The 20,381-nt window shown below is 72.2% G+C and carries 19 protein-coding genes and 1 pseudogene; 12 read left to right on the top strand and 8 right to left on the bottom strand.

Features of this window, described 5'->3' with window-relative positions; translation table 11 throughout:
* Positions 1 to 3 precede the first annotated feature (3 nt).
* Positions 4 to 789, top strand: a complete 786-nt coding sequence (locus tag ACIF83_RS11970; RefSeq protein WP_393473598.1) for a TIGR04222 domain-containing membrane protein — start codon at positions 4 to 6, stop codon at positions 787 to 789.
* 149 nt (positions 790 to 938) lie between these two features.
* Positions 939 to 2,573, top strand: a complete 1,635-nt coding sequence (locus ACIF83_RS11975; protein WP_399725936.1) for an alpha/beta hydrolase — start codon at positions 939 to 941, stop codon at positions 2,571 to 2,573.
* On the opposite strand, the gene hemQ is transcribed toward ACIF83_RS11975, so the two are convergent.
* Complete coding sequence (hemQ, locus tag ACIF83_RS11980; RefSeq protein ID WP_351234387.1) at positions 2,570 to 3,301, bottom strand: hydrogen peroxide-dependent heme synthase; 732 nt, start codon at positions 3,299 to 3,301, stop codon at positions 2,570 to 2,572. The two genes, ACIF83_RS11975 and hemQ, sit on opposite strands and share 4 nt — an antisense overlap.
* A gap of 5 nt (positions 3,302 to 3,306) precedes the next feature.
* The gene (hemG, locus tag ACIF83_RS11985; protein ID WP_399725939.1) at positions 3,307 to 4,842 is read right to left on the bottom strand and encodes a protoporphyrinogen oxidase; all 1,536 of its coding nucleotides are present in this window, start codon (positions 4,840 to 4,842) and stop codon (positions 3,307 to 3,309) included.
* 158 nt (positions 4,843 to 5,000) lie between these two features.
* On the opposite strand from hemG, the gene ACIF83_RS11990 reads away from it, so the two are divergent.
* Positions 5,001 to 5,954: a DUF4349 domain-containing protein gene (locus tag ACIF83_RS11990; protein ID WP_399725942.1), complete on the top strand. Its 954-nt coding sequence runs from the start codon at positions 5,001 to 5,003 to the stop codon at positions 5,952 to 5,954.
* A gap of 27 nt (positions 5,955 to 5,981) precedes the next feature.
* On the top strand, positions 5,982 to 7,376 hold the full coding sequence (locus ACIF83_RS11995; RefSeq protein WP_399725945.1) for an FAD-dependent oxidoreductase: 1,395 nt from the start codon (positions 5,982 to 5,984) through the stop codon (positions 7,374 to 7,376).
* An 88-nt stretch (positions 7,377 to 7,464) separates the two neighbouring features.
* Here ACIF83_RS11995 and ACIF83_RS12000 read toward each other — a convergent pair whose 3' ends face one another.
* Positions 7,465 to 7,728, bottom strand: a complete 264-nt coding sequence (locus tag ACIF83_RS12000) for a hypothetical protein (protein ID WP_393474099.1) — start codon at positions 7,726 to 7,728, stop codon at positions 7,465 to 7,467.
* 115 nt (positions 7,729 to 7,843) lie between these two features.
* On the opposite strand from ACIF83_RS12000, the gene ACIF83_RS12005 reads away from it, so the two are divergent.
* On the top strand, positions 7,844 to 8,668 hold the full coding sequence (locus ACIF83_RS12005) for a rhomboid family intramembrane serine protease (RefSeq protein ID WP_399725948.1): 825 nt from the start codon (positions 7,844 to 7,846) through the stop codon (positions 8,666 to 8,668).
* A 70-nt stretch (positions 8,669 to 8,738) separates the two neighbouring features.
* Here ACIF83_RS12005 and hemE read toward each other — a convergent pair whose 3' ends face one another.
* Positions 8,739 to 9,806 carry a uroporphyrinogen decarboxylase gene (gene hemE, locus ACIF83_RS12010; RefSeq protein ID WP_398138457.1) on the bottom strand — a complete coding sequence of 356 codons (1,068 nt, stop codon included), beginning with the start codon at positions 9,804 to 9,806 and terminating at the stop codon, positions 8,739 to 8,741.
* A 151-nt stretch (positions 9,807 to 9,957) separates the two neighbouring features.
* On the opposite strand from hemE, the gene ACIF83_RS12015 reads away from it, so the two are divergent.
* The 3 genes from ACIF83_RS12015 to ACIF83_RS12025 all read left to right on the top strand — a co-directional run bounded on the left by ACIF83_RS12015 (position 9,958) and on the right by ACIF83_RS12025 (position 13,087).
* Positions 9,958 to 10,593 carry a DUF3000 domain-containing protein gene (locus ACIF83_RS12015; protein ID WP_399725951.1) on the top strand — a complete coding sequence of 212 codons (636 nt, stop codon included), beginning with the start codon at positions 9,958 to 9,960 and terminating at the stop codon, positions 10,591 to 10,593.
* Between the two features lie 300 nt (positions 10,594 to 10,893).
* Positions 10,894 to 11,553, top strand: coding sequence for a LuxR C-terminal-related transcriptional regulator (locus ACIF83_RS12020; protein ID WP_393473622.1), 660 nt, complete (start codon positions 10,894 to 10,896; stop codon positions 11,551 to 11,553).
* Positions 11,554 to 11,803: 250 nt separating this feature from the next.
* Positions 11,804 to 13,087: a ribonuclease D gene (locus ACIF83_RS12025; protein ID WP_399725954.1), complete on the top strand. Its 1,284-nt coding sequence runs from the start codon at positions 11,804 to 11,806 to the stop codon at positions 13,085 to 13,087.
* Between the two features lie 78 nt (positions 13,088 to 13,165).
* Here the strand turns inward: ACIF83_RS12025 and ACIF83_RS12030 are convergent.
* Positions 13,166 to 13,270: pseudogene (locus tag ACIF83_RS12030) on the bottom strand (carbohydrate ABC transporter permease); the annotation flags it as partial.
* 30 nt (positions 13,271 to 13,300) lie between these two features.
* On the opposite strand from ACIF83_RS12030, the gene ACIF83_RS12035 reads away from it, so the two are divergent.
* The 3 genes from ACIF83_RS12035 to ACIF83_RS12045 all read left to right on the top strand — a co-directional run bounded on the left by ACIF83_RS12035 (position 13,301) and on the right by ACIF83_RS12045 (position 16,888).
* The gene (locus ACIF83_RS12035; protein WP_398138496.1) at positions 13,301 to 13,426 is read left to right on the top strand and encodes a hypothetical protein; all 126 of its coding nucleotides are present in this window, start codon (positions 13,301 to 13,303) and stop codon (positions 13,424 to 13,426) included.
* 118 nt (positions 13,427 to 13,544) lie between these two features.
* Positions 13,545 to 14,762 carry a thiolase family protein gene (locus tag ACIF83_RS12040; protein ID WP_393473627.1) on the top strand — a complete coding sequence of 406 codons (1,218 nt, stop codon included), beginning with the start codon at positions 13,545 to 13,547 and terminating at the stop codon, positions 14,760 to 14,762.
* Positions 14,759 to 16,888, top strand: coding sequence for a 3-hydroxyacyl-CoA dehydrogenase NAD-binding domain-containing protein (locus tag ACIF83_RS12045; protein ID WP_393473630.1), 2,130 nt, complete (start codon positions 14,759 to 14,761; stop codon positions 16,886 to 16,888). The genes ACIF83_RS12040 and ACIF83_RS12045 overlap by 4 nt, the downstream gene beginning before the upstream one ends.
* Before the next feature lie 119 nt (positions 16,889 to 17,007).
* Here the strand turns inward: ACIF83_RS12045 and ACIF83_RS12050 are convergent, their stop codons facing one another.
* Positions 17,008 to 18,024 (bottom strand): hypothetical protein, encoded by a 1,017-nt coding sequence (locus ACIF83_RS12050; RefSeq protein ID WP_399725958.1) that lies wholly within the window; start codon positions 18,022 to 18,024, stop codon positions 17,008 to 17,010.
* A 72-nt stretch (positions 18,025 to 18,096) separates the two neighbouring features.
* Between ACIF83_RS12050 and ACIF83_RS12055 the strand changes: the two genes are divergently transcribed.
* A complete protein-coding gene (locus ACIF83_RS12055) occupies positions 18,097 to 18,489 on the top strand; it encodes an NTP pyrophosphohydrolase (RefSeq protein ID WP_393473636.1) in 393 nt (130 codons plus the stop codon).
* Positions 18,490 to 18,506: 17 nt separating this feature from the next.
* On the opposite strand, the gene ACIF83_RS12060 is transcribed toward ACIF83_RS12055, so the two are convergent.
* Both ACIF83_RS12060 and ACIF83_RS12065 read right to left on the bottom strand, forming a co-directional pair.
* The gene (locus tag ACIF83_RS12060; RefSeq protein WP_393473639.1) at positions 18,507 to 18,797 is read right to left on the bottom strand and encodes a hypothetical protein; all 291 of its coding nucleotides are present in this window, start codon (positions 18,795 to 18,797) and stop codon (positions 18,507 to 18,509) included.
* Between the two features lie 82 nt (positions 18,798 to 18,879).
* Positions 18,880 to 20,346 carry an ArnT family glycosyltransferase gene (locus ACIF83_RS12065; protein ID WP_399725963.1) on the bottom strand — a complete coding sequence of 489 codons (1,467 nt, stop codon included), beginning with the start codon at positions 20,344 to 20,346 and terminating at the stop codon, positions 18,880 to 18,882.
* Positions 20,347 to 20,381 lie beyond the last annotated feature (35 nt).

The raw sequence follows: 20,381 nt of genomic DNA on the forward strand, positions 1-20,381 counted from the left end.
GTCATGTTCTGGGTCCTCCTGCTGCTCCTGGCCTGGGCGTTGGCCGGCATCGCGTGCACCCGGCTGTGTCTGGCCGCCGTACACGCGGCGGCCGTCGACACGGACGGCACCGTCGCGGACCACGGGCACGCCCTGACGCTGTACGAGGCGGCGTTCCTGTCCGGCGGCCCCGCGCGTGTCGCCGATGTGACCATGGTGTCCATGGCCCGGCAGCGGCGACTGCTGCTCGCGCACACCGGGTGGGCCACGGTGGTGGACCCGCGGGGCCACGACGAGATGGAGCAGTCCGTCATAGGGGCGATAGGGCCCGAGGGGCAGTCCCGGATCGCACCGGTGCGCGCCGCGGCTGCCGGCGCGGAGGCCGTACGCCGGCTCGCCGACGGTCTGGTGCGCGCGGGACTCGCGGTGCCCGACGGCGCGCGTACGACCGTGGCGGCGGGAGTGCGCCAAGTGCGTGCCGCCGCGCTGGTCGTCCTGGCACTGGGTCTGACCGCGCTGCTGATGCCCGGTCAGACCGGCATGCCGCGCCTCCTGGTCGCCCTGTGGTTCGCGCTGCCGCTCGTCCTCACCCTGAGCTGCCTGGCCATCGCCCGGGTCGAGGTGCATCCGTACTCACGCTGGGCCTCCCCCGCCGGACAACGGCTGCTGGGGGCGCTGACCCGGCGTTCGGCCGGCGCCGGCGACGAGCGCTCCTTCCTCACCTCCGTCGCCGTACGCGGTGTCCGCGCGATCGGCGAGCCCGAGCTGCGCGCGGCTTTCACCCACCGCGACCAGCCCTGGCGGGAGTGAGACCGGACCCGGGGGCGCATCGGGGGCATTGACCGCGACACCCGCCGGGCGGTGCTTGCCTTCGCCGACGACCGAACGAAACATCCCTTTTGTCGTCGCCGGGGCCGTGGCAGCCGTGCCATCGCCGCCGCGCACGGAAGGGATACGCGATGAGAGCTGCCGCCCTGTACTCGGCCGCCGGTTCCTTGCTCCTGACCACCCTGGCCGCGGCCCCGGCGGGCGGCGCCCCCGCCGTTCCCGGCGCGGCGGAGCTGCACGGGGCCGCGGTGGCCGCCGCGCGCGCCCGTACGGCCGGCGTCGACTTCGCCACGTGCGCCGCCGAACTGCACGTGCCGGCCGCCCTGCAGTGCGGCACGGTGAGCGTGCCACTGGACTACGCCCACCCCTACGGCGAGCAGATCAAGCTGACCGTCAGCCAGGTGAGGGCCACCCACAAGGACCCGCACAACAGCAAGCGGAAGGTGCCCCGGCAGGGCGCCCTCGTCTACAACCCTGGCGGCCCCGGCGCGTCCGGCATGTACTTCCCGATGATCGGCACGTTCCCCGAGTGGAAGCGGATCGCCGCCGCCTACGACCTGGTCGGCTACGCCCCGCGCGGGGTGGACCGTTCGGCGCCGCTGTCGTGCGTGGACCCCAAGCACTTCTTCAAGGGACCCACCCAGTCGCCGACCCATCCCTCGGAGCAGTACAAGCGACAGCGCATCGACCGGGCGAAGGCGTACGCGCGCGGCTGCGGCAGGCGGTCGGGCGGCAGGCTGCGGTTCTACAACTCGCTCAACAACGCCCGTGACCTGGACGTCCTGCGGGCGGCGCTGGGCGAGGACCGGCTGACCTTCATGGGAGCGTCGTACGGCACCTACCTCGGCGCGGTGTACGCGACGCTGTTCCCCTCGCACGTACGGCGGATGGCGCTGGACTCGGCGGTGGACCCGGACCCGGCGAAGGTCTGGTACCGCAACAACCTCGACCAGTCGGCCGCGTTCGAGGACCGCTGGACCGACTTCCGTGAGTGGATCGCCCGGCACGACGACGTCTACCGGCTCGGCGACACGGCGGCGAAGGTGCAGCGCAGTTACGACACCGCACGCGGGCGGCTGGCCGCGAAGGCCGCGGACGGGAAGGTCGGGCCGGGGCAGTTGCAGAACGTGTTCCTCAGCGCCGGGTACTACGACGATTTCTGGCCGAGCCGGGCCGCCGCGCTGGCGGCCTATCTGAAGGGCGATGCGAAGCCGCTGGTCCGGCTCGCGGCGCCGAGCCCGGACACGGCCGCCGAGGCCGAGAACGGCAGCGCGGTGTACACGGCTGTCGAGTGCAACGACGCGGCCTGGCCGACGGACTGGAAGGTGTGGGACCGGGACAACACCCGGCTCGCGCGCGTGGCGCCGTTCGAGACCTGGGACAACGCGTGGATGAACCTGCCGTGCGCCTACTGGCCGGCCCCCCGGCAGCAGCCGCTGGACGTGCGCACCGGACCCGGTGAGCTGCCGCCGGTGCTGATCCTGGCGGCCGAGCGGGACGCGGCCACACCGTACGCGGGCGCGCTGGAGATGAACCGGCGGCTGGCCGGCTCGGTGCTGGTGACCGAACGGGACGCGGGCACGCACGGGATCGGGGGCGGCCCGAACCAGTGCGTCAACGCACACCTGGACGCCTACCTGCTGGAGGGCCGGCTCCCGGGGCGGCACACGGCCTGCGCGCCGCGCCCGGAGCCGCAGCCCGAGGCCCCCGCGGACAACGCCCCCGGGGAGTCCCTGCGGGACTCCCTGAAGGGCAAGGCCGCCTAGGCGAGCCCGGCGACCAGCTCGGCCACGGACTTGCGGCGTCCCGTGAAGAACGGAACCTCTTCGCGGACGTGCATGCGGGCCTCGGAGCCACGCAGGTGGCGCATGAGGTCGACGATGCGGTACAGCTCGTCGGCCTCGAAGGCGAGCATCCACTCGTAGTCGCCGAGCGAGAACGAGGCGACCGTGTTGGCGCGCACGTCCGGGTAGCCGCGGGCCATCTTGCCGTGGTCGGCGAGCATGCGGCGGCGGTCCTCGTCCGGCAGCAGGTACCAGTCGTAGGAGCGCACGAACGGGTAGACGCTCACGTAGTTGCGGGGCGTCTCGTCGGCGAGGAACGCCGGGATGTGCGAGCGGTTGAACTCGGCGGGGCGGTGCAGCGCCATGTTCGACCAGACCGGCTCCAGGGCGCGGCCCAGCTTGGTGCGGCGAAAGAGGTTGTACGCCTCCTGCAGCTGGTCGCTGGTCTCGGCGTGCCACCAGATCATGAGGTCCGCGTCGGCACGCAGGCCGGAGACGTCGTAGGTGCCGCGGATCGTCACGTCCTTGGCGGCGAGCTGGTCGAACAGCTCCTGGACCTCGTCGGCGTAACCCGCGCGGTCCTCGGGCAGTACGTCCTTCAGCTTGAAGACCGACCAGAGGGTGTAGCGGATGACCTCGTTGAGGTCCTTGGCCAGCTTGCCCTTGTTCGGGATCCTGCCGGACTCGGTGGTGGGGGCGTCGTCACTCATGGTCCCTATTCTCCCGCTCCGCCGTGCAGGCTCTGCACCGGGTTGGCGGTCAGCTCCTCGACCCCGCCCGAATCGCCGCCGAGCTGGTCCACCGCCGCGTACGCGCTCGCGATGCACGCGGGGATGCCGACGCCGTCGTACTGCGCGCCGCACACCGCGAGGCCCGGCAGCTTGGCGACGTGCTCGCGGATGCGGGCCACGCGCGCGTGGTGGCCCACCGGGTACTGGGGCAGGCCGTCGGTCCAGCGGGTCACCCGGGTCTGCAGCGGCACGGCGTCCAGACCGGTCGCCTCGCGCAGGTCGTGCCGGGAGACGTCCACCAGGTCGGCGTCCTCGCGCTGCAGGATCTCCGTCTCGCCGTGGCGGCCCACGGAGGTGCGCAACACCACCACGTCCGGGTCCTCCTCCGCGATCCAGCCCCACTTCTGGGAGGCGAAGGTCGACGCCTTGATGGTGCGGCCGTCGACGGGCGGGACCAGGAAGCCGCTGCCCTCGGGGAGGGCGAGGTCGGCACGGCGGTAGGCGAGGGTGATCAGGGCCATGGAGGCGTACTCGACGGTGGCGAGCTCGGCGGCCGCGGCCGGGGCCTCGGCGCGCAGCAGGCCGGCGGCCGTGTGGGCGGGGACGGCGAGGACGACGGCGTCCGCGTACAGCACGCGGTCACCGGCCACGACGCGCCACGCGGCGTCCGGCCGCGCCGCCCCGGCATCCTCGTGCGCACCCGTGGCCACGCCGTCGCGCGACCCGTCCGAGGCGCCCGGGTCCACCGCCCCGGCCCGGCGCAGCTCCGTCACCGGTGTCCCGGTCAGGATCTCGCCGCCGCGCGCCCGCACCGCCTCGGCGACAGCGAGCGGCAGCAGGCCCACCCCGCCCGCGATGCCCATGAACACGGGCCCGGTCTGCCGGCCGGCGGCGGCCTTGGCCTGGATGTCGCGGACGGCGGCCGTGAGCGAGTCGTGGGTGCGGGCGGCCTGGAAGAGCTGCGGGACGGCCGAGCGCATCGAGATGCGGTACGCGTCGCCCGCGTACACCCCGCCCAGCAGGGGCTCGACCAGGCGGTCGACGACCTCGCGGCCGAGCCGCTGCGCCACGTACTCCCCCACCGCCACGTCGTCGCCGACCTCCGTGCGGGGCAGGGCGGCGTCGCGCCCGATACGGGCCAGGCCCTCGTCGGAGAGGACACCGGCCAGGGCGTTCGCCGTACCGGGGACGCCCATCACATGGCCCTTGGGCATCGGGCGCAGGGCGCCGCGCGTCCAGATCGAGGCGGTCGCGGTGGCCGGCGGCCGGAGCCGGTCGGCGAGGCCCACCTCACGGGCCAGGGCCACCGCCTCGGGGCGGCGGGCGAGCATCGACTCGGCGCCCAGGTCCACCCGGACGCCCGCGATCTCGCCCGGCAGCAGCTTGCCGCCGACCCGGCCGGAGGCTTCGAGGACGGTCACGCGCAGCCCGCGCTCCAGCAGCCGGTGGGCGGCGGCCAGCCCGGCGATACCGGCTCCGATGACGACGGCGTGCCCCGCGCGCGTACCCGTTGTGCTCATGGCCCCACTCTCTCAGACCCCTCCGGCACTCCCGCCCCAGGCCCGGTGTCCGGGACGAGTCCGGACCGTGACCGCATCGGAACCGGGGCGATCCAACGTTCCCGGCGGCACCGGCGTCGAAGGAGCGTCACAGGTCACCGTCATCGGGGGTACCGCCCATGCGCACACCACGCTCCGCACGTTCCGCCCAGGTCCTGGCCGGGGTCCTGCTCGCCGCCTCCCTCGCGCTCGCCGGGTGCAGCGGCACGGACGACTCGGGCGACGCGAAGTCCGCCGGGGGGCGCTCGGCACCGCACGCGGGCGCCGCCGAGGCCGGGGCGGAGGACGCCAAGTCGGCGCCGAGAGCGCCGAAGCTGACCCCGAGCGCCATCATCCGCACCGCCTCCCTGACCGTCGAGGTCAAGGACGTGCCCAAGGCCCTGGAGGCGGCCCGTACGACCGCCGAGAGCGCGGGCGGCTACGTCGGCAAGGAGAGCACCAGCCGGGACGCCGAGGGCCACGAGCAGACCCGGGTCGTGCTGCGCGTGCCCACCGACAAGTACGACGAGGTCCTCGCCGACCTGCAGGGCTCCGGCAAGCTGGTCGAGCGCACGGCGAAGGCGGAGGACGTCACCGACCAGGTCGTGGACGTGGACAGCCGGATCAAGTCGCAGCGGGCCAGCGTGGCCCGGATCCGCGAACTGATGGACAAGGCGACCAAGCTGAGCGACGTCGTCACCCTGGAAGGGGAGCTGAGCAGCCGGGAGGCGGACCTGGAGGCGCTGCTCGCACAGCAGGCGTCCCTGAAGGACCGCACCAGCCTCGCGACCATCACCCTGGCCCTGTCCGAGACGCCCGAGAAGAAGGCCGCCGAGGACGACACACCGGGCTTCGTGGACGCCGTGTCGGGCGGCTGGCACGTGTTCGTCACGATGCTGCGCTGGATCGCCCTGGCCCTCGGCGCGGTCCTGCCGTTCGCCGCGCTCGCGGCACTGCTGACGCTGCTGTGGCTGCGCCTCGTACGCCCCCGCCTGCCGCGCCCCGCTCAGCCGGCACCCGCGACGCCGACCGCCGTTCCGTTGCCCCAGGCACGCCCGGTGCCGGACCCTTCAGGCACGCCCGACCAGGACTGAAATGATCGCGCCCCGTAGCGTGTTCGCATGAGCATGAGGAGCGGGCGGGGCGGCAGGGAACGGCTGGTCGTGATCGGCGGCGACGCCGCGGGGATGTCCGCGGCGTCGCAGGCGCGCCGGATGCGGGGGCCGGACGAACTGGAGATCGTGGCCTTCGAGCGCGGCCACTTCTCCTCCTTCTCGGCGTGCGGGATCCCGTACTGGGTCGGCGGTGACGTGCCCGAGCGGGACCGGCTGATCGCGCGCACACCGGAGGAGCACCGCGCGCGGGACATCGACCTGCGGATGCGGACGGAAGTCACGGAGATCGATGTCGCGGGCCGTCGGGTACGCGCGCGGGACGTCGATTCCGGGGACGAGTCCTGGGTGTCGTACGACAAACTCGTGATCGGGACCGGCGCCCGCCCGATCCGCCCGGACATGCCCGGCGCGGACGCCCCTGGCGTGCACGGCGTGCAGACACTCGACGACGGCCAGGCCCTGCTGGACTCGCTGGACCACACGCGCGGCCGGCGCGCGGTCGTCGTCGGCGCCGGATACATCGGCGTGGAGATGGCCGAGGCGCTGATCAACCGCGGCTACGAGGTGACCGTCGTCAACCGCGGCAGCGAGCCGATGTCCACGCTCGACCCGGACATGGGCCGCCTGGTGCACCGGGCCATGGAGGGACTCGGCATCACCATGGTGAACAACGCCGAGGTCACCAAGCTGCTCACCGGCGAGGACGGCCGGGTACGCGCGGTGGCCACGGAGGACGCCGAGTACCCCGCGGACGTCGTCGTCCTCGGCATCGGTGTACGCCCCGAGACCACGCTCGCCCGGGCGGCGGGACTGCCGCTCGGCGCCCACGGCGGCCTGCTCACCGACCTTGCGATGCGCGTACGCGGCCACGAGGAGATCTGGGCGGGCGGCGACTGTGTCGAGGTGCTGAACCTGGTCTCCGGGCAGGGGCAGTATGTCCCGCTGGGCACCCACGCCAACAAGCACGGCCAGGTCATCGGCACCAACGTCGGCGGCGGTTACGCCACGTTCCCGGGTGTGGTCGGCACGGCCGTCAGCAAGGTCTGCGACCTGGAGATCGCCCGCACCGGCCTGCGCGAGAAGGACGCCCACCGTGTGGGCCTGCAGTTCGAGGCCGTCACCATCGAGTCGACCAGCCGTGCCGGCTACTACCCCGGCGCCTCTCCCATGACGGTCAAGATGCTCGCCGAACGCCGTACCGGCCGCCTGCTCGGCGTCCAGATCGTCGGCAGAGAGGGTGCGGCCAAGCGGGTCGACATCGCGGCGGTGGCCCTCACCGCGGGCATGACGGTGGAACAGATGACAGCCCTGGACCTGGGCTACGCCCCGCCGTTCTCACCGGTATGGGACCCGGTTCTGGTGGCGGCGAGAAAGGCTGCGTCGAAAGTACGGGCAAGGTGACATGCTAAGGGGCGCGGGCCGTGCCGACATGCGGCTCCGCCGCGTGGGCGCGCGACCAGCAACAGATCACCCGCGCCCCGCAACGCTCCTAGGCAGTCCCGCTGCTGATCCGCGGCAATGAAGTGACACCCGCACCCGACGTCACGGCCGCGGGCTGCTCGGCCGAAGGCTTCGCATGTGAGGCGGACGCCCGAGTCGACCGCAGCCGATAGCTCACCGCCTCGTCCAGCGTCACCGGGCGCTGCATCTGCGAGGCCAGCCGCCCGGCCTCCTGACCGAGCCGCGCAACGTCCTCCCAGGGGAGCCGTACCACCAAAGACAGCTCGGCCTCACCATCGGGCAGAGCATGCATCGCCGAAACCTGCGGAGCTTCCATCGCCTGTCCTCACGTCGGTTGAGAACAGATACGCAAGCCCGCCCGACCGCGTTCACCGATTCACGCGCCGCATCGCGGGCACTACTTCTGTGTGGTCATCCCCGTCCATGACGTGAACCCGGCACGCCGCACGCCGTACGTGACGTACGCGCTCATCGCCGCCAACGTCCTCGTCTTCCTCACCACACCCGGCATAGCCGGCTCCGTGGCGGGCGGCAGCGATCTGGCGCAACTGTGCCATCTGCAGGCTTTCATGGACCACTACGCGGCGGTCCCCCGGGAGTTGATCCACCATCAGTTGCCGCAGCTGGTCCCGACGGGCGACGTGGGCGTGGGCGCGCACGGCCCGGGCTGTGTGGTGGGACCGGCCCGCTACCGCAAGTCCCCGCCCCTGTCCGTGTTCACCGCGATGTTCCTGCACGGAAGCTGGCTGCACCTGCTGGGCAACATGCTCTTCCTGCTGATCTTCGGCAACAACGTCGAGGACCGGATGGGCCACATCCGCTACTTCCTCTTCTACGTCGTCTGCGGCTACGCGGCCGGTTACGGCTTCGCGTTGCTCAACGACTCCTCCGGCGACCCGCTGATCGGCGCGTCCGGGGCGATCGCCGGAGTCCTCGGCGCCTATCTGGTGCTGTATCCGAGGGCGCGGGTGTGGGTCCTCGTCCCGTTCCTGGTCTTCCTGCCGCTCAGGCTGCCCGCCTGGCTGGTGCTGGGCTTCTGGTTCGCCCTGCAGGCGGTGTACTCCTCCGGGCACGGCGTCTCCGGCGCCGGAACCGTGGCCTACGCGGCCCATGTGGTCGGCTTCGTGACGGGCATGCTGCTGGCCTGGCCGCTCAAGCCCGGCACCCCGCCCCCACCGGAGCCGCCCCGCCTGCTGTTCGGCAGGCAGGCCCGGCCCCGTCAGGTGTGGTGAGCCGGTCCCCTACGAGCGGGACCCCTCGGCGGTGCGGGCCCCCTCCGTGCGGGGCCCCGAGCGGGTCCGCTCAGCGGGCGCTCGCCGTGTGGACGTAGTCCACGAGCCGGGTCAGCGCGTCCGGGTCGGTGTTGGGCAGCACGCCGTGGCCCAGGTTGAAGACGTGCCCCTCGAGACCGGCGGCCGCGTCCAGCACCTCGCGGGCCCTGGCCTCGACGGTGTCGTTGTCGGTGAACAGGACGGTCGGGTCGAGGTTGCCCTGCAGCGCCTTGCCGGGGCCGACACGGCGGACGGCCTCGTCCAGCGGGACGCGCCAGTCGACGCCGACGACGTCCGCACCGGCCTCGCCCATGAGCTTCAGCAGCTCACCGGTGCCGACACCGAAGTGGATACGCGGGACGCCGTACCCGGCGACGGCGTCGAACACCTTCGCCGAGGCGGGCATCACGGAGTTCACGTAGTCGGCCGGGGCCAGCGCGCCGACCCAGGAGTCGAAGAGCTGGACGGCCGAGGCGCCCGCCTCGATCTGCACCTTCAGGAAGGCGGCCGTGATGTCGGCCAGGCGGTCCAGCAGGTCGGCCCACAGCTCGGGGTCGCCGTACATCATCGCCTTGGCGTTCTCGTACGTACGCGAGGGACCGCCCTCGACCAGGTAGCTCGCGAGGGTGAAAGGCGCGCCCGCGAAACCGATCAGCGGGGTCGAGCCCAGCTCACGGGTGAGCAGGCCGATCGCCTCGGTGACGTAGGTGACGTCCTCGGGGGTGAGGTCGCGCAGCCGGGCGAGGTCGGCGCGGGTGCGGATCGGCTGTTCGACGACCGGGCCGACGCCGGGCTTGATGTCGAGGTCGAGACCGATCGCCTTGAGCGGGACGACGATGTCGCTGAAGTAGATCGCCGCGTCCACGTTGTGGCGGCGCACCGGCTGCAGCGTGATCTCGGTGACCAGCTCGGGCCGCATGCACGACTCCAGCATGGGGATGCCCTCACGCACCTTGCGGTACTCGGGCAGCGAGCGGCCGGCCTGACGCATGAACCACACGGGGGTGTGCGGCACGGGCTCGCGCCTGCACGCCTTGAGGAAGGCGCTGTCGTACGTGGCTGTCGGCTGCTGGCCCGTGGAGGCGTCGTTGGCGGTCACGGGGCAAGTCTCGCACGACGCCGGTGAGCGGAACGCACGTGGCCACGGCAACAGCGGTGCGGGGTGTCTTGCCCTGCACAAAGCCCCGGTTCCCCTTACTCTTCCCCGCATGGCTGCGGCTCAGGGACGACTGTCGGACGGCGCTGGCGAAATGGACGACGCGAAGGGGAACGCGGAGGCGGAGGGGCATGCGGGTAAGGCGGGGCCGCCGGCGTTCCGGGCTGCGGTGGAGGCGCTGCGGGCCGCGCGCCTGAGGCCGCAGGTCGAGGTGGAGCCGACGCCGGCTCCGCAGCGGCTGGCGCCGTACGCGTACGCGGTGGAGGCCGTGGTGGTCGACGGCGAGCAGGAGCTGGCCGACGGGCGGCTGGTGCTGCTCCACGACCCGGCCGGGCACGATGCCTGGCACGGCACGTTCCGGCTGGTGACGCTGGTGCGCGCGGAGCTGGAGCCGGAGATGGCGGCCGATCCGCTGCTGCCGGAGGTGTGCTGGTCGTGGCTGACCGGCGCGCTGCAGTCGCGTGGGCTGACGTACGGCGAGCCGAGCGGCACCGTCACGCGCGCCAGTTCGCACTACTTCGGCGGTCTGGCCGAGCGCCCCGCCGCCTCTCAGATCGAGATCCGGGCTTCCTGGACGCCCCGCGAGGGCCTCGGCGGAGTCCCGGACACCGCCGGCCACCTGGCCTCGTGGTGCGATCTGCTGGCCCAGGTCGGCGGGCTGCCCCCGGCCGGACCGGGCGACGCCTCGGTGGTGACCCTGCCGCAGCGCAGGGGTCCGCAGTCCCGGTGACGTGATCCCGGCCGTATCGACGTACTCCTCACAGGGCTCCGTAATCCTCACCGACCCCTTGTTGACCATCTCTTTGTCGATACGGCCACTTTCTGTACTCGAATCGCACCGGCCCGAACCGACTCGATCTTCGGATGATCGATCGCGTGTCCGAATTGCACGGATTGTTACTCACTAGATCGTGATCATTCTCTAAAGGCGGACGCGTTTGCTGCCGAAGACGACTGTGACCTTCAAAGCACGGTTCGTCCCGGCTTCATCCCCACAAGCCGGCCCCGTCCCCCCACCCCAGGAGGCCTGGTGTCCGTTCTCCTCGAGCAGCCCGCAAGCCTGGTCGCCTACCGCCCGAACAAGCCGACCGCCATGGTGGTCGTGGCCGACCCGCGCGTCCGTTCCACCGTCACCCGCCATCTGTGGGCGCTCGGTGTCCGTGACGTCATCGAGGCCTCGTCCGTCGCGGAGGCTCGTCCCCGCATCGGCAACCCCCGCGACATCTGTGTCGCCGACGTCCACCTGCCCGACGGCTCCGGCCTGACCCTGCTGTCCGAGACCCGCGCCGCGGGCTGGCCCAACGGGCTGGCGCTCTCCGCAGCCGACGACATCGGCGCCGTCCGCAACGCCCTGGCCGGCGGGGTCAAGGGCTACGTCGTCACCGGCACCCGGACGAACATCGGGCTCCCCACCCGACCCGGCGCCACTCCCCTCGGCGCCGGCGCCCGGATGCACCGCCGCCCCCCGGGTGCCCCGAGCCACCCGGGCGGCTACCGCGAGCTGTCCGGACGCGAGGTCGAGGTGCTGCGACTGGTCGCGGAAGGCCAGTCGAACAAGGCCATCGGCGTCTCGATGGGCCTGTCCGCCCTGACCGTGAAGAGCCACCTCGCCCGCATCGCGCGCAAGCTCGGCACGGGCGACCGGGCCGGAATGGTCGCCGTGGCCCTGCGCACCGGAATCATCCACTGAGCCCCCGCCCCTGAACCCGCCGTCCCCCATCCCCCATCCCCCATCCCCCCCTGAACCCCTGATCCCCTGAACCGCTAAGCCCTTGAGCCCCGGCCCCTGACCGACACCGCCGCCGAGCTGTGCGACGGAGCCCCTGGTTCACTCATGTGAACCGTGAGTTTCACCGGCCTGACTGGTTTACGACCCTCCGGCGCCCGTCGACGGAACGTTCCGTCGACGGGCGCTGTCCACACACGGATACCCTTGACAGGTGACCGACGCCCAAGAGACCGCAGCAGACAGTGCCCTGCGCACCACCGGAGGCACCCCTCCGGACGACGCCGGATCTTCTGTGACGGAGGCGCCGACGCCACTTCTCGAACCCCGCGAGGGCATTCCGCCGGTGGTCACCGACGAGAACGCCCTCGCCGAGGTGATCGCTGCCTTCGCCGCCGGCTCCGGCCCCGTCGCCGTCGACGCCGAGCGCGCCTCCGGCTACCGCTACGGCCAGCGCGCCTATCTGGTGCAGCTGCGCCGCGACGGCGCCGGCACCGCGCTGATCGACCCCGTCGCCTGTCCCGACCTGTCCGGTCTCGGCGAGGCGCTGTCCGGCGTCGAGTGGGTGCTGCACGCCGCCACCCAGGACCTGCCCTGCCTGCGCGAGATAGGCATGGTGCCGACATCGTTGTTCGACACCGAGCTGGCCGGGCGGCTCGCCGGGTTCCCCCGGGTCGGCCTCGGCGCCATGGTCGAGGGCGTCCTCGGCTTCGTCCTGGAGAAGGGGCACTCCGCCGTCGACTGGTCCACCCGTCCACTGCCCGAGCCGTGGCTGCGCTATGCCGCCCTGGACGTGGAGCTCCTCGTGGACCTCAGGGACGCCCTGGAGAAGGAGCTGGACCGGCAGGGCAAGCTGGACTGGGCACGCCAGGAGTTCGACGCGATCGCGTCCGCTCCGCCCGCCGAGCCCCGCAAGGATCCCTGGCGCCGTACGTCCGGCATGCACAAGGTGCGGCGGCGCCGGCAGCTGGCCGTCGTGCGGGAGCTGTGGCAGACGCGGGACCGGATCGCCCAGCGACGGGATGTGTCGCCGGGCAAGGTGCTGTCGGACGCGGCCATCGTCGAGGCCGCGCTCTCTTTGCCGCCCAATGCGCACGCCCTGGCCACGTTGAACGGGTTCGGGCACCGGGTCGGGCGGCGACAGCTGGAGCAGTGGCAGGCGGCGGTCGACCGGGCCAAGGCCCTGCCGGACGCTGCGCTGCCTCAGCCGGGCCAGCCGGTGACGGGTCCGCCGCCGCCTCGCGCCTGGGCCGACAAGGACCCCGCCGCCGCGGCTCGACTGTCCGCTGCGCGGGCGGGGGTGTCGGCATTGGCCGAGCAGCTCAATATGCCGCAGGAGAATCTGATCGCTCCGGACACGGTGCGCAGGATCTGCTGGGAGCCTCCGGTCGGCCTGGAAGCCGTGGAGGATGCGCTTGCCCGGTATGGCGCGCGGGCTTGGCAGGTGGAGCAGGTCACGCCTGTGCTGGTGGCTGCGCTTTCGGCCAAGGGGGCCTAGCCGCCGTAGCGCTCGGTCGCGTGCGGCGGCTGCGGGTGCGTTGTGGCTTGTCGCGCAGTTCCCGCCCCTGACGGCAAGTCACCCGGTCGCTCCTCTCATGAAACCGTTGCAGATGGCGCCGTACGGGCCGCGGAAGCGGAACAGGGGCGTCGATATCACGCCAAGATCCTGGGAGGGCAGGTAACAGGGATCGAGCGGACGAACCGCAGGAAGATGCAGATCGAGACGATGTCCGTGCCCACGCCGTCGTCCGCCATCTCCCGCGAGGACTTCAGGGACGTCAGCAGCACGCCCCCGAGGGGCAGCAGGACGACGATCGCCGCCCCACCGAGGATGTGACGTTCGCCGCTCCCGCAGCCGGGACTGGGCAGCTACGTTACTCATAAGTAGCATGGGGCCTGAGCGCGCGCTCAGCGCATCGCAGCAGTGCCATCCCGCACCCTGGAGGAGAGCCATCGTGCCTCGTACCGTCAGGGACGTCGTCTTCGTTGACGGCGTCCGCACCCCGTTCGGCAAGGCGGGCCCGAAGGGCATCTACCACGAGACCCGCGCCGACGACCTCGTCGTGAAGGCGATCCGGGAGCTGCTGCGCCGCAACCCCGGGCTGGACCCGAAGAAGATCGACGAGGTCGCCATCGCCGCGACCACGCAGATCGGTGACCAGGGCCTGACCCTCGGTCGTACGGCCGGCATCCTCGCCGGTCTGCCGCAGTCCGTCCCGGGCTACTCGATCGACCGCATGTGCGCCGGCGCCCTGACCGCCGTGACGACCACCGCCGGTTCGATCGCGTTCGGCGCCTACGACGCCGTCATCGCCGGTGGTGTGGAGCACATGGGCCGCCACCCGATGGGCGAGGGCGTGGACCCGAACCCGCGCTTCGTGAGCGAGAAGCTGGTCGACGAGTCCGCCCTGTTCATGGGCATGACCGCGGAGAACCTGCACGACCGCTACCCGACGATCACCAAGCAGCGCGCCGACGAGTACGCCGTGCGCTCGCAGGAGAAGGCCGCCAAGGCGTACGCCAACGGCAAGATCCAGCAGGACCTGGTGCCGATCTCGGTGCGTCGTACCAACCCGGAGGCCGGCGAGACCGGCTGGGGCCTGGTCACCGCCGACGAGCCGATGCGCCCGGGCACGACCCTGGAGAACCTCTCCGGCCTCAAGACGCCGTTCCGCGTCCACGGCCGGGTCACCGCCGGTAACGCGGCCGGTCTGAACGACGGCGCCACCGCGTCGATCATCGCGAGCGAGGACTTCGCCCGCGAGAACAACCTGCCGGTCAAGATGCGCCTGGTCTCCTACGCCTTCGCGGGCGTCGAGCCCGAGGTCATGGGCTACGGCCCGATCCCGGCGACGGAGAAGGCCCTCGCCCAGGCGGGGCTCAGCATCTCCGACATCGGCCTGTTCGAGATCAACGAGGCCTTCGCCGTCCAGGTCCTGGCCTTCCTCGAGCACTACGGCATCGCCGACGACGACGCGCGCGTCAACCAGTACGGCGGCGCCATCGCCTTCGGTCACCCGCTGGCCTCCTCCGGCGTCCGTCTGATGACGCAGCTGGCCCGCCAGTTCGAGGAGCAGCCGAACGTCCGCTACGGCCTGACCACCATGTGCGTCGGCTTCGGCATGGGCGCGACGGTCATCTGGGAGAACCCGCACTTCGAGGGGGACAAGTGAGCACCACCGCTGAGCTTTTGAAGGGTGCGGCCGAGCTGTTCCCCGACGAGGTCGTGACGTCCGCGCACGTACGCCACCTCGACCTGCCGTTCGGTGCGGGGCGTTTCGCGCTCATCACCCTTGACAACGGCTTCGACCACACCAAGCCGACCACCTTCGGTCCGGCCTCGCTGGCGAACCTCAACACCGCCATCGACCAGGTCGAGAAGGAGGCGGCCGAGGGCACGATCGTCGGTGTCGGCATCACCGGCAAGCCGTTCATCTTCGCGGTCGGCGCCGACCTCAAGGGCGTCGAGCTGCTGAAGAAGCACGAGGACGCGCTCGCCATCGGCAAGGGCGGCCACGAGGTCTTCAAGCGCCTCGCGGCCCTCGCGGTCCCGACCTTCGCGTACTACAACGGTGCGGCGATGGGCGGCGGCGTCGAGGTCGGCCTGCACTGCTCCTACCGGACCGTCTCCAAGGCGATCCCGGCGTTCTCCCTCCCCGAGGTCTTCCTGGGTCTGGTCCCGGGCTGGGGCGGCTGCGCGCTGCTGCCGAACCTGATCGGCGCCGACAAGGCCGTCTCGGTGATCATCGAGAACAGCCTCAACCAGAACAAGCAGCTCAAGGGCCAGCAGGTCTTCGACCTCGGCATCGCGGACGCGATCTTCGAGGGCGCCGACTTCCTGGAGCAGTCGCTGATCTGGACCGCGAACGTCCTCAAGGGCGACGTCGAGGTCGAGCGTCCGGTGATCGACCGCGGCGAGGCCTGGGACCAGGCCGTCGCCAAGGGCCGCTTCGTCGCGGACTCCAAGGTGCACGGGGCCGCTCCGGCCGCCTACCGCGCCCTGGACATCATCGCGGCCGCCAAGAACGGCGACCTGCAGCAGGGTTACGACGCCGAGGACGTCGCCCTCGCCGACCTGATCATGGGTGGCGAACTGCGCTCCGGCATCTACGCGTTCAACCTGGTGCAGAAGCGCGGCAAGCGTCCCGCGGGCGCACCGGACAAGAACCTGGCCCGCCCGGTCACCAAGGTCGGCGTCGTCGGCGCCGGTCTGATGGCCAGCCAGCTCGCGCTGCTCTTCCTGCGCCGCCTGGAGGTGCCGGTCGTCCTGACCGACATCGACCAGGAGCGCGTCGACAAGGGTGTGGGCTACGTCCACGCCGAGATCGACAAGCTGCTCGGCAAGGGCCGGATCAACCAGGACAAGGCCAACCGCCTCAAGGCGCTGGTGACCGGTGTCCTGGACAAGGCCGAGGGCTTCTCGGACGCCGACTTCATCATCGAGGCGGTCTTCGAGGAGATCGGCGTCAAGCAGCAGGTGTTCGCCGAGGTCGAGGCGGTCGCCCCGGCGCACGCGATCCTCGCCACCAACACCTCCTCGCTGTCGGTCACGGAGATGGCGTCGAAGCTGCAGCACCCCGAGCGGGTCGTCGGCTTCCACTTCTTCAACCCGGTCGCGGTCCTGCCGCTGCTGGAGATCGTCCGCGGCGAGAAGACGGACGACGCCTCGCTGGCCACGGCCTTCGGCGTCGCCAAGAAGCTGAAGAAGACCGCGGTTCTGGTCAAGGACGCCCCGGCGTTCGTCGTGAACCGCATCCTGACCCGCTTCATGGGCGAGATCCAGAACGTCATCGACGAGGGCACCCCGGTCGAGGTCGCCGAGAAGGCCGTCGAGCCGCTCGGTCTGCCGATGTCCCCGCTGGTGCTGCTGGAGCTGGTCGGCCCCGCGATCGGTCTGCACGTCTCGGAGACCCTCAACCGGGCCTTCCCGGACCGCTTCACGGTCTCCCCGAACCTCGCGGCCGTCGTCAAGGCGGGCAAGCGCGGCTTCTACGTCTACGACAGCGGCAAGCCGGAGCTGGACCCCGAGGTCGCGGCGCTGCTGCAGCAGGGCGACTCCGTCCTGACCGAGGAGCAGGTGCGCGAGCGCGTGCTCGACGCGGTGGCGCAGGAGATCGGGCTCATGCTCGACGAGGGCGTCGTCGCCGAGGCCCAGGACATCGACCTCTGCCTCATCACGGGCGCGGGCTGGCCCTTCCACCTGGGCGGCATCACGCCGTACCTGGACCGTGAGGGTGTCTCGGAGCGCGTGAACGGCAAGAAGTTCCTCGCTCCCGGCGTGGCGAGCGTTCCCGCGTGACGCTTCGCTGATGTGACCGGGTGCCCGTACTCCCGCTGGGGGTGCGGGCACCCGGCGTTTCGTCGTCGGGGGCTCCGCCCCGGTTCGGCCTTCGGCCTCGTCCTCGAACGCCGGACCGGCTAAACCTCGCGCCACGCCTGTAGCGCCAACCCCGGCTCGTCCTTCCGTCCGGTCAGCAGGAGTTGGCCGGTCGACGGGGACAACGTTGCCGCGACCACCCGGTCGCCCTCGTCCACGGCCAGGGACACCAGCGCGTCCACCGGCAGGTGCGGACCCGACTCCGTCCACCATGCGCCGGCCGACTCCAGCTCGGTCGGGTAGGCGGCGAAGGCGACCCGACCGCTCGCCGAGCGTTGGGCCAGCAGCGTGCAGTCGTGCCCGTCGAGCTCGCAGCGGACCGCCGCGACCGGGCCGGAGCCCGCCGCGGGGAGGAGCGTGACCGGCTTGGTGCCGGGGCGCCAGGCGCACAGGTCGCCCGAGTCGTCGGTGTAGTAGGCGGTGGTGCTCTCGGGGGACGTGGCCAGGGCGTGCAGGGTGCCGGGGCGCACTGCCGCCTCCAGCGCCTCCTGGAGCACCGGCTGGGCGCCCGGCTCCTCCTGACGCCAGTGCAGGACGACGCCCGGGGCCGCCGCGTACAGCTCGACCCTGCCGGACTCCCCCGTCACCGCCGCCAGGCCCTCCTGGACCTCACGGCCCTTCAGGTCCCGCCAGGGGTCCCAGCCGCCCTTCTCCTTCTGCGCCAGCAGGCTCACCCCGCCGTCCTTGTTCCGCACGAAGACATGGGCGCGGCCCTGCGCGTCCACCGCGACGGCGGGGGTGCCGGTGCGCTCGCCCTTCTTGTCCGGGTGGCCGATCGGGGCCCAGTCCAGGGCCGCGAGGCGCGGGCGGAAGTGGGTGGAGTGCACCAGACCCGACTCGCCCTTGGTGGTGGGCCGCCAGGAGACCAGGTGGGCGTAGCCGTCGGCGCCCTGACCGACGGCGAGGACGGGGTGGAGCTTCTGGTCGCCGCCCACCTTGTGCGGGTCGGTCCAGGGGCCGTCCGGGCCACGCTCCGCCCGGCACAGGACGGCGTCGCCGGACAGCTGGTAGACACTGAGCCGGCCGTCGCGGCCGCGTAGGAGCCAGTCGCCGTTCACCGGTTCACTCTAAGCGGCCCTGGTCACAGGCCGGGGCCCGCCCCCTCGCCGACGGCGTGGGACCCTTGCCCCATGGACGACCCCCTCGGCTCCCGGGACCCGGACGGCCCGCTGCTCGTGATCGTCGACGGCGCGAACGTCGTCGGGTCGCGGCCCGACGGCTGGTGGCGGGACCGCAGGGGCGCCGCCGAGCGGCTGCGGGACCGGCTGGCCCGCGAGGGGCTGCCCGGTCATGAGGGCGCCGTGGAGCTGGTGCTCGTGGTCGAGGGCGCCGCCCGTGGGGTGGAGTCGGTGCCGGGGGTACGGGTCGCGGAGGCACCCGGCAGCGGGGACGACCGGATCGTGGAACTGGCCGCCGAGAATCCCGGCCGGGCCCGTCTCGTGGTCACGGCCGACCGTGAACTGCGGCGCCGGGTGACCGAGCTGGGCGCGGAGGTGACCGGTCCGCGCGCGGTCCTCGGCTGAGCGTGCGGGCCGCCGCCCTACCACGTGGTCAGCGCCACGATCAGGGTGAGGACGCCGCCCACTCCGGCGGCTGCGAGGGTGGTGCCGGCGACAGCGGTCCACATGCGGCCGATGCCCTGACGGGCGTAGTGGATGCCCGCGAGACCGAAGGTGAGGGCGAGCGGTGCCGCGATGAACGACCACGGCAGTACGGCCAGCATCAGGGAGGGCCATGCGCCGATGGCCGCGACGGCCCCGAGGACGAGTGAGGTGGGGCCCAGGGCGACGGCGGGTGAGTCCTTGTGGCCGGGTGCGATCGGTGCGGACATGAGATCCCCCTGAATTGAACGTGTTCAAATCGCTGCTGCGAGCATAGCAGCGAACCCGTCCGGCACCACGGCCAACTCCCCCTCAGCCGCGTGGAATCCGGGCATAGAGCACCGCCCCGTCCACCGTCCCCACCTCCTCGTACCGCGCGTCCAGCATCCGGCGCAGGCTCGGCACGCGGTCGGGGGCGTACGGCTTGCCGCGGGAGTCGTCGACGACGAGGGCGGGGGCGTGCGCGGTCAGCTCCGCCCGGAAGACGGGCCAGGCGCCCTCGACCGCGTACTTCTCGCCGACCTGGAGGCCGTCACGGCCGCCGCTGTAGTTGGTGAGCAGGCCCGCGGTGAGGTAGCGGGTGGCGGGGGTGCGACGGGCCAGCCAGTACGTCTCCGGGTGCATGCCCCACACGAGGACACGGTCGGCGGGCGCGGTGCGCTGGGCGAGAGCGGCGGCGAGGCGCTGGGCGTGGGCGAGTTCGGGACGCGGCACGAGCAGGCCCCAGGCGACGAACAGGGCGCAGCAGCAGGCCGAGGTGAAGACGGCGGCCGACAGCCGTTGGCGCGGCGATGCCCGCAGCGCGGCCGTGGCCAGCAGGGCCGTCGGCGGGGTGAGTTGCAGATAGTAGTGGCCGAAGAAGTGGAAGCCGAGGGTGACGGCGACGGCCGAGGCGGCCAGCCACAGCCACAGGTCGGCCGAGTCAGCCACGCCGGTGCGGGCGGTGCGGGCGGTGCGCAGGGACCGTACGACCGGCGGGATCAGGCCCGCGCAGGCCACGGCCAGGAGCGCGGTGTTGGCCAGGCCACGGCCGAGGACGTGGAGTTCGGAGCCGGTGAAGGAGGCGTAGGCGGCGGAGCCGGTGACCGTCCAGAACAGGAATCCGGCGGGGTTCGTGACCAGGGCCGCGCACAGCACCGGAACGGCGAACCCGGCCCCGAGCCGCAGCACGCCAGCGCCCGGGGTGCCGGCGCGGTGCAGCAGCCAGGCCACCGGCAGCAGCACCGCGCCACCGGTCTGCTTGGTGAGGAAGGCGCAGGCGACGGCGGCCCCGGCTGCACCCCAGCGGCCGCGGTCCGCGCACCACAGGGCGCCCGCCGTGGCGGGCAGTATGAACACCTCGAAGGTGGCGGCCTGTGCGTCCTCGGGGTTGAGGCCGACGGACACCAACAGGTACAGCACCCCCGCGGTACGGCCCGCGGTGTCGCCCCAACGGCGCCGTGCCAGGGAGGCGAGCAGGACGGCGGTGACCGTCTGCGCGAGAACCGCCAGCACCCGGACCGGGGCGAGGGAGCCGGAGCCGCAGACCGCGAAGGCGGCTTCGTACAGCCAGGGCACCAGCGGGGGTTTGCGGTCCACGACCGTCTCGTACAGGTGCCCGCCGTGGGCGAGGAGGCGGGCCTGTACGGCGAGATAGCCCTCGTCGGGGTTCCACACCGGCCGGACGAAGGAGGGTACCCGGGTGACGCAGGCCAGGACCGCGAGGGCGGGCAGCAGCCGCGTCCAGTACGCCGTCCGGGTCGTCACGGACCGTGCGGGGGCGAGCGGGGCGGCAAGCATGGGGAGCACGTTATCCGGCCCCGCGGTTCCCACCG

Source organism: Streptomyces sp. NPDC085866 (assembly GCF_044541035.1).
Taxonomy (GTDB): Bacteria; Actinomycetota; Actinomycetes; order Streptomycetales; family Streptomycetaceae; genus Streptomyces.

What these genes read in the sequence shown, in the direction of transcription:
- ACIF83_RS11970 (WP_393473598.1), top strand. Translation starts at nt 4, where the DNA reads ATGTTCTGGGTCCTCCTGCTGCTCCTGGCCTGGGCGTTGGCCGGCATC.
- ACIF83_RS11975 (WP_399725936.1), top strand. Translation starts at nt 939, where the DNA reads ATGAGAGCTGCCGCCCTGTACTCGGCCGCCGGTTCCTTGCTCCTGACC.
- hemQ (WP_351234387.1), bottom strand. Translation starts at nt 3,301, where the DNA reads ATGAGTGACGACGCCCCCACCACCGAGTCCGGCAGGATCCCGAACAAG.
- hemG (WP_399725939.1), bottom strand. Translation starts at nt 4,842, where the DNA reads ATGAGCACAACGGGTACGCGCGCGGGGCACGCCGTCGTCATCGGAGCC.
- ACIF83_RS11990 (WP_399725942.1), top strand. Translation starts at nt 5,001, where the DNA reads ATGCGCACACCACGCTCCGCACGTTCCGCCCAGGTCCTGGCCGGGGTC.
- ACIF83_RS11995 (WP_399725945.1), top strand. Translation starts at nt 5,982, where the DNA reads ATGAGCATGAGGAGCGGGCGGGGCGGCAGGGAACGGCTGGTCGTGATC.
- ACIF83_RS12000 (WP_393474099.1), bottom strand. Translation starts at nt 7,728, where the DNA reads ATGCATGCTCTGCCCGATGGTGAGGCCGAGCTGTCTTTGGTGGTACGG.
- ACIF83_RS12015 (WP_399725951.1), top strand. Translation starts at nt 9,958, where the DNA reads ATGGACGACGCGAAGGGGAACGCGGAGGCGGAGGGGCATGCGGGTAAG.
- ACIF83_RS12035 (WP_398138496.1), top strand. Translation starts at nt 13,301, where the DNA reads ATGCAGATCGAGACGATGTCCGTGCCCACGCCGTCGTCCGCCATCTCC.
- ACIF83_RS12055 (WP_393473636.1), top strand. Translation starts at nt 18,097, where the DNA reads ATGGACGACCCCCTCGGCTCCCGGGACCCGGACGGCCCGCTGCTCGTG.
- ACIF83_RS12060 (WP_393473639.1), bottom strand. Translation starts at nt 18,797, where the DNA reads ATGTCCGCACCGATCGCACCCGGCCACAAGGACTCACCCGCCGTCGCC.
- ACIF83_RS12065 (WP_399725963.1), bottom strand. Translation starts at nt 20,346, where the DNA reads ATGCTTGCCGCCCCGCTCGCCCCCGCACGGTCCGTGACGACCCGGACG.